The following is a 6,093-nucleotide window of genomic DNA, read 5'->3' as shown; positions in this document are numbered from 1 at the left end:
CGATCGGCGTGGAATACGCCATTACGCCGCTGGGGCACTCTCTGCGTCAGCCCTTCGAGGCGCTCTGCGGTTGGGCACTTGCGCATGGCGACGCGATCAATAACGCCAGCACTGCATGTGACCGCGCCAAGCAGGCCGAGTAGGCTTTACGGGTTATCTTCCAGGAATGGACTGGTGAACGACATCGGGTTTCCCTGGTAAACCGGCAACGTTGAGTTCGGCAGATGGGGCGCCAAGGCGCATCAGAACGCTGCGAAGAGCACGCTCGGGCGCGGTGTCGCGCACGGGGACCTTCGCCATGGTGTTGGACATGGTCGCGCTCCAGGGATTGGAGATGCTGTCAGGGGGAAAAGGAACGGGCCGCCGCGAATCTCGCTGGCATGAGCGCGCCGAGAATGTACCCCATAAGTGCGTCCCGTCGTTTCGACGTCAAGAGGCGTTCCGACGATGGTGCACCATGTGGTCCCGACCCATCTTCGCGCTGGCCGCGCCCTCCTCGGCTGGCGTCACACCGCCCTCGCGGAAGCCTCCGGCGTGTCACCGCGTACCATCAAGCAGCTGGAGCTGGCGCCTGACCTGATTCCCCTCCCCGGCCGGCTTTCACCGTCGAGCAGCTCGTGCAGCCGCTCGCCGACGCGAGAGTGCAGCTGCCCCGCGGACGCGGCGCACTGGGTGTCTCCCTCAGCATATCGTCGCCCGTCCTATCGTGACCGATCCCACTGACGACGAGGAGCGACAACAGCTGAAGGCTGAATGACGAACGAGGGCATCGCCCCCGATGGGTAATTGTATCGCCCGGCCGGCGCCGGCGGGGGGCGGGCCGCCTACGGCCGCCCCCCCCCCCCCGCCGGCGCCCAGCCGGGCTGAGAAAGGTGGAAGGGGAATTCGGTGGCCTCAGGAGATTTCATGACCTTTGTTCCGCCCCACCGCCCCCAACTCGCCGACTCCTCTTCGTCCTATCCGCCCTATCTGCGCGGCTTCGAACACATCCCGCTCCTGCGCTCCGACCTCAATCCTTTCGGCGACGCCGTGTCCGCCAGCTCCGGTGGTATCTGGTGTCGTCACCGCGACGGCAGCGGCCGGGAGACTGGATCGGAACTCATCAAGAGCGGCCCCGGCGGCGGCTTCGCCTTCACCCGTGGCGGCTCCCGCAGCTTGTTTCGTACTCCAGGCCCCTGTCGGCGCCGCCTCGTCCTCGTTGACAGCCCGATGCAGGCGATCTGTCTCGCCGCGCTGAAGCCACATGCTCACGGCACGACCACCTTCGCTGCGCCGGGGCGGGTGGTCGCGGGCTGCAGACGAGACGCTCTCCGCCCTTGTCGCCGCTGATCCCCCGCGGAAGGTGATCCTGGGCTTCGCACCCCTCGTGGATGGTGCCTGTCCCTCGCGTCACCGCGTCCTTGCGCTCCTCCGCGAGGTGATGCCCGCCGGCTCCCACGAGCCGGTGATGCTGGCGCCACCAAGTGGCGGCTGGGTCACCGCCCTCCACGAGGCCCGCTCTCCCGGCCGGCGCGCCGCCTGAACTCGTGGCGGCGGGACGATCACCGACCGCCTCCGCTCACCCTCCCGGATTCCTTCACATGCCTCTCACACCCCACAGTGCTGGCCGCGGCGAGCGTCGCACCCGCGAGTCCATCATCCGTTGGGCTCAGGCTCTTCCTGCCGCCCAGTACGCTATCACCGCCGTTCCTGCCGAACTGAGCAGCGGCACATCTCCGCACCGCCGCGTCTGGGACATCGGCGAGCTCGAGCGTGCCGTCCCTTGGCTCCGCCGCCTCAACGCTAACGGACATCACATCCTCGGTCGTCCGATCGACCCACGGCATGTGTTGATCGACGATCTACACCGGGATGCCGTTACTGCTCTGTCCCGCCATCACCGCCCCGCGGTCGTCGTCGCCTCATCGCCCGGCAACTTGCAAGTCTGGCTTACCATTTCAGACACACCCATCGCGCCTACACTGGCCGACGCCGCCGCGAAGTTGCTGGCGGCCCGCTATGTTGGCGATCTTTGCGCCGCGCGAGCGTCGCAGCCATCCAGGATTCCGGGGCTGACGAACAGGAAGCCCCCGCACCAGCAAGCGACAGGGCTCTTCCCCTACGCGCTGCTCCTCCGCGCTGACGGGCCGGTTCTCGACCCGGGCGGCCCCGCGCTGCTCAGCGAAGCGCGATCAGCTATGGAGAAGGTGGGGAAAGCGAAAAGCCTTCCATCACCCAACACCCCAACTTCCGCGCTGCACCGCTCGCCGGCCGAAGAACATGCCGCTGGGGTGGCGAGGGTTCTGACCTCTCTTCCGCCCGGTGCTGCGCTGGATCGTAGCCGGGCCGACTTCGCGACTGCGCGGCGCTTGGCCCAACGTGGCTTCTCAGTCCCGCAGATCATCGCCGTCATCCTGACTGGTGACCGCGCCAGAGGTCCTCCGCCCTCATCCGCCGAAGTCTACGCCCGGCGAACGGCCGAAGCAGCCTGCGCCGAAAGGCCTTCTTCCCCACAGGATTAGGAGGGCTGATCACACACCCCGCCCGGTTGCCCGGGAAGCCGGGTGTGCCCCGGGCCGGGTCTGTCGCGCCAGCGTGGTTAGCGCTCTTCTGCCCTCACCTCAATGAGTGAACCATGCCACCCATGAATCACGGCGTCCGTGCCCGACTCGCGCAACGTCTAGTTCAGGCCCGCGCACCCGCCAACCGGCTGGAAATCGAACTGCTCCAAGCCGATCGCGATGACCCCATGCTCAGGCCTGTTCTCGAGATCCTAGAGCGCGTAGTCGCCGAGGGCGCAGCTCGATGGTGGACCACGCCTGCCTACGGGTTGAACGGGCAGCTGCCACGCGATGTCGCATTGACTGGACGCTTCGGCCGGGAGCGCGTCGCTGTCCTGCTTCTCCAGATCGAGTGGGGTATTTTGAGTTAGCTTGGTAACCCCACACATCTGCGGCGCCCTCGCCCAGCAATTGAAGGCTGGCGCAACTCCCGGTATCGGCACCCGCCAGGAAATTCCGGCAAACTGGAACTGCACGTTGTGAATAGTGCACGTGTCCTGGCCCGCGCTGAGGCTGCCGGGATCCGGTTTCAGGTGGAGGATGGGGGGGTGCGGATGAGCGCCGTTGCGCCTCCCCCGCCCGATCTGCTGGCCGAGTTGCGCCAGCACCGGGAGGACGTGGCGTTCTTGCTGGCCATCCGGCACGCACTGGAGAACCCCGGGCCCATGGACCACGACGCGGGGGAGGCTGCTGCTATGGCGACCTTCTACGCGGCATCTGCGAGCCCGGATCCCGTCAATCCTCCCCCTCGGCCTCGCGATGAGCTGGACAAGTGGCTGGAGAGCTGACGCTGCCTGCTCTTTCAGAGCCACCCGACGCTGCCATACCGGAAAACTCCAGTCCGACTGCGGCATCTCGTTGCCACCGACGGCGTGCCTGCCGAATGGTCCCATCAGGAAGTCGTAGAATCACGGTCTCAGGCACCGCGCATGGGGCGAAAAGGTGAATTCGAGCCCCGGCGCGCGACAGGTCGAACACCACGCATCTGATGGGTGTCTCGGCCACCGCGAGTTGCCCCAGCCGGATTACTTGCTGTCGGGCCGCCCGGCGTCGCTCCATACCTAACTTCCTATCGACCCATGCCGAGTAGAGAGCCCGGACCTGGATGTTCAGCGGACGGACTGCGAGAGCATGGCACGGCCACATCTCCGCCCGGTGTGTCCAGGCGTGTCCAGTCATTCCAAATCATGCTTGGGAATGACCTTGGGAACGGCCCGCGACCATCTCCGAATTCGCTCGCAAAACCAGCGACTTATAGAGGGTAAATGGCGGAGGGGATGGGATTCGAACCCACGATAGGACTTGACATCCTATAACGGTTTAGCAAACCGCCGCCTTCGGCCACTCGGCCACCCCTCCGCAAGAGTGGATAGTCACACGGCGTTGCAGGCGCCGCTTCTAGCGGCGCCTCGCCCATCCGTCAAACCCTGAAGGCCGGGACAATTCAGGAAAGCTCCACCTCAAAGCCCCGCTTCGTGCCCGGGCGGGCCATCATTCGCTCGTACCAGCTACCAACATTCGGAAAATCATCGAAAGACACTTGGTGCCGCTCATGCCGCCAAGCCCAGCCGATGATGGCGAAATCCGCCACACTCGGCTCACCCTTCGTCGCCACGAAATCCCGCCCGGCCAGTCGCTTATCCAGCACGCCGTAGAGGCGCCGGGTCTCCTTCCCATAGCGGGCAAGGCCATACTCCTTCGCCGGCCCATCTGGCTGCATCAAGAAGTGGTGCACCTGCCCGGGCATGGGGCCAAACCCTCCCATCTGCCACATCAACCATTCAAGCACGGGCACCCGGGCGCGCAGATCGGCCGGCAAGAACTGACCGGTCTTCTCGCCAAGATAGAGCAGGATCGCGCCCGATTCGAACACACTGATTGGCTGCCCCCCGGGCCCCTCGTCATCCACGATGGCCGGGATGCGGTTGTTCGGGCTGATGGCGAGGAACTCCGGGCGGAACTGCTCATCCTTGCTGATATTCACGGTCTTCACCGTGTAGGGCAGCCCCATCTCCTCCAGGGCAACGCTGATCTTGCGGCCGTTCGGGGTGTTCCAGCTATGCAGGGTAATCATTGGCAATCTCCTTGCGCCGGAGCATCGCCCCGGCTTGGCGCCGAGGGAAGACGCCCTGGAACCGAGCCAGCTGCACTCCGATTTATCGGCGGCCATGCCGGAGACCCACCAGCCCGATCTTCCCCGCGTCTCGCTGCCGGAAGCCCCGCTCGGCGGTCTCGCCCTGCTTCGGGCGGTCATTCGCAACCCGCTGGAGGCCCTGCCCCGGGCAGCCTTTGAGCAGCCCAGTACCCGCCGGAGCGTCCTGGGGCGGGAACGTCTTTTCGTGACCGGCCCCGAGTTGATCCAGCAGGTGCTGCTGACCGAGGCAGCCTCCTTCGAAAAGTCGGATACGATGCGCCGCGCCCTCTCCCCCGCCCTCGGGGAAGCTATCCTGACTGCGGATGGCGAGCGCTGGCGTTGGCAGCGCCGGGCCGTCGCGCCCATTTTCCGGTCTGAACGGCTAAAATCCTCCCTTCAGCCCATGCTGGAGGCCGCGGCCCGCACCCGTGATCGCTGGCTCAACCAGCCCCCCGGCACCTCGGTGGAGTTAGGGCACGAGATGATGCGGACCACCTTCGACATCATCGTTGAGACCACGCTCTCCGGCCATGGCGCGATCGACGTGGCCCGCGTGGAGAAAGGGATCACCGACTACCTGGCCAGCACAGGCTGGGCGATCGCGCTCGCGATGACCAAGGCCCCGGCCTGGACACCCTATCCCGGCCAGCGCCGCGCGGCCCGTGCCCGCGATTATCTCCGGGATGAGCTGCTGCACTTGGTCTCGGAACGGCGTCGGCTTGGCTCGGAGCGGGAAGACCTGATCACCCTGTTGATCGCGGCACGCGATCCCGAAACAGGCCACGCGATGAATGACCGCGACATCGCCGACAATCTGCTGACTTTCATCAGCGCGGGCCACGAAACCACGGCGCTCGCCCTCACCTGGGCCTTTTACCTCCTGGCGAAACATCCGGAGGAGGAAGCGCGCCTTCTGACCGAAATCGCCGGCGTCACGGGCGGGCGGCCACTCGAACCCACCCATGTCGCCGCCCTGCCTCGTACCCGCCAGGTCATCCAGGAGGTGCTTCGTCTCTATCCGCCCGCCCCGATCATCGCCCGGACGGCCCATCGGGCCGCCGAGATCGGCGGAGAGGACGTCAGGCCCGGCACTACGGTTATCATCCCGGTCTATGCGACTCACCGCCTTCCCAGCTTTTGGAAGGACCCGGACCGCTTCGACCCGGACCGCTTCGAGCCCGCGGCGGTGAAGGCTCGCCACCGCTATGCCTGGATTCCCTTCGGAGCGGGGCCACGGATCTGCATCGGCAGCGGCTTTGCCATGGACGAAGCGACAGCCATCCTTGCCACTCTCCTGCCAGCGCTCCGCCTCCGCCCCGAACCGGGCTTCGACCCGGGCCTGCAGATGAAGATCACCCTCCGGCCCGCCCGCGGCATGCCAATGCGCATCGAACCCCGACTCGCGTGAAACGACCGGGC

At 66.2% G+C, this 6,093-nt stretch carries 8 protein-coding genes and 1 tRNA gene; 5 read left to right on the top strand and 4 right to left on the bottom strand.

Features of this window, described 5'->3' with window-relative positions; genetic code table 11:
• Positions 1-153 precede the first annotated feature (153 nt).
• Positions 154-312, bottom strand: a complete 159-nt coding sequence (locus ACO1BU_RS26640; protein WP_424139003.1) for a PDDEXK family nuclease — start codon at positions 310-312, stop codon at positions 154-156.
• A 594-nt stretch (positions 313-906) separates the two neighbouring features.
• Between ACO1BU_RS26640 and ACO1BU_RS26635 the strand changes: the two genes are divergently transcribed.
• The 4 genes from ACO1BU_RS26635 to ACO1BU_RS26620 all read left to right on the top strand — a co-directional run bounded on the left by ACO1BU_RS26635 (position 907) and on the right by ACO1BU_RS26620 (position 3,328).
• Complete coding sequence (locus ACO1BU_RS26635; RefSeq protein WP_424139002.1) at positions 907-1,329, top strand: hypothetical protein; 423 nt, start codon at positions 907-909, stop codon at positions 1,327-1,329.
• A gap of 13 nt (positions 1,330-1,342) precedes the next feature.
• Positions 1,343-1,522, top strand: coding sequence for a hypothetical protein (locus tag ACO1BU_RS26630; protein WP_424139001.1), 180 nt, complete (start codon positions 1,343-1,345; stop codon positions 1,520-1,522).
• A 58-nt stretch (positions 1,523-1,580) separates the two neighbouring features.
• Positions 1,581-2,501, top strand: coding sequence for a DNA-primase RepB domain-containing protein (locus ACO1BU_RS26625; protein WP_424139000.1), 921 nt, complete (start codon positions 1,581-1,583; stop codon positions 2,499-2,501).
• A 593-nt stretch (positions 2,502-3,094) separates the two neighbouring features.
• A complete protein-coding gene (locus ACO1BU_RS26620) occupies positions 3,095-3,328 on the top strand; it encodes a hypothetical protein (protein WP_424139004.1) in 234 nt (77 codons plus the stop codon).
• Here ACO1BU_RS26620 and ACO1BU_RS26615 read toward each other — a convergent pair.
• From ACO1BU_RS26615 to ACO1BU_RS26605, 3 genes are all read right to left on the bottom strand, one after another.
• On the bottom strand, positions 3,276-3,599 hold the full coding sequence (locus ACO1BU_RS26615; protein WP_424138999.1) for a PilZ domain-containing protein: 324 nt from the start codon (positions 3,597-3,599) through the stop codon (positions 3,276-3,278). The genes ACO1BU_RS26620 and ACO1BU_RS26615 overlap by 53 nt on opposite strands.
• Positions 3,600-3,806: 207 nt before the next feature.
• Positions 3,807-3,899, bottom strand: a tRNA-Ser gene (locus ACO1BU_RS26610).
• 85 nt (positions 3,900-3,984) lie between these two features.
• Positions 3,985-4,614 (bottom strand): glutathione S-transferase family protein, encoded by a 630-nt coding sequence (locus tag ACO1BU_RS26605; protein WP_424138998.1) that lies wholly within the window; start codon positions 4,612-4,614, stop codon positions 3,985-3,987.
• Positions 4,615-4,708: 94 nt separating this feature from the next.
• Here ACO1BU_RS26605 and ACO1BU_RS26600 point away from each other — a divergent pair, with 94 nt between their 5' ends.
• Positions 4,709-6,082, top strand: a complete 1,374-nt coding sequence (locus ACO1BU_RS26600; protein ID WP_424138997.1) for a cytochrome P450 — start codon at positions 4,709-4,711, stop codon at positions 6,080-6,082.
• Positions 6,083-6,093 lie beyond the last annotated feature (11 nt).

This window comes from Roseomonas chloroacetimidivorans (assembly GCF_049629625.1).
In the GTDB taxonomy this organism is placed as follows: Bacteria; Pseudomonadota; Alphaproteobacteria; order Acetobacterales; family Acetobacteraceae; genus Roseomonas; species Roseomonas chloroacetimidivorans.
Note: the sequence above shows the minus strand (reverse complement) of the source record. Positions and strands in the feature narration are given on the sequence as shown.

Bases quoted from the DNA above. Each gene is read 5' to 3' on its own strand.
- ACO1BU_RS26640 (WP_424139003.1), bottom strand. From the start codon at position 312: ATGTCCAACACCATGGCGAAGGTCCCCGTGCGCGACACCGCGCCCGAG.
- ACO1BU_RS26635 (WP_424139002.1), top strand. From the start codon at position 907: ATGACCTTTGTTCCGCCCCACCGCCCCCAACTCGCCGACTCCTCTTCG.
- ACO1BU_RS26625 (WP_424139000.1), top strand. From the start codon at position 1,581: ATGCCTCTCACACCCCACAGTGCTGGCCGCGGCGAGCGTCGCACCCGC.
- ACO1BU_RS26620 (WP_424139004.1), top strand. From the start codon at position 3,095: ATGAGCGCCGTTGCGCCTCCCCCGCCCGATCTGCTGGCCGAGTTGCGC.
- ACO1BU_RS26615 (WP_424138999.1), bottom strand. From the start codon at position 3,599: ATGGAGCGACGCCGGGCGGCCCGACAGCAAGTAATCCGGCTGGGGCAA.
- ACO1BU_RS26605 (WP_424138998.1), bottom strand. From the start codon at position 4,614: ATGATTACCCTGCATAGCTGGAACACCCCGAACGGCCGCAAGATCAGC.
- ACO1BU_RS26600 (WP_424138997.1), top strand. From the start codon at position 4,709: ATGCCGGAGACCCACCAGCCCGATCTTCCCCGCGTCTCGCTGCCGGAA.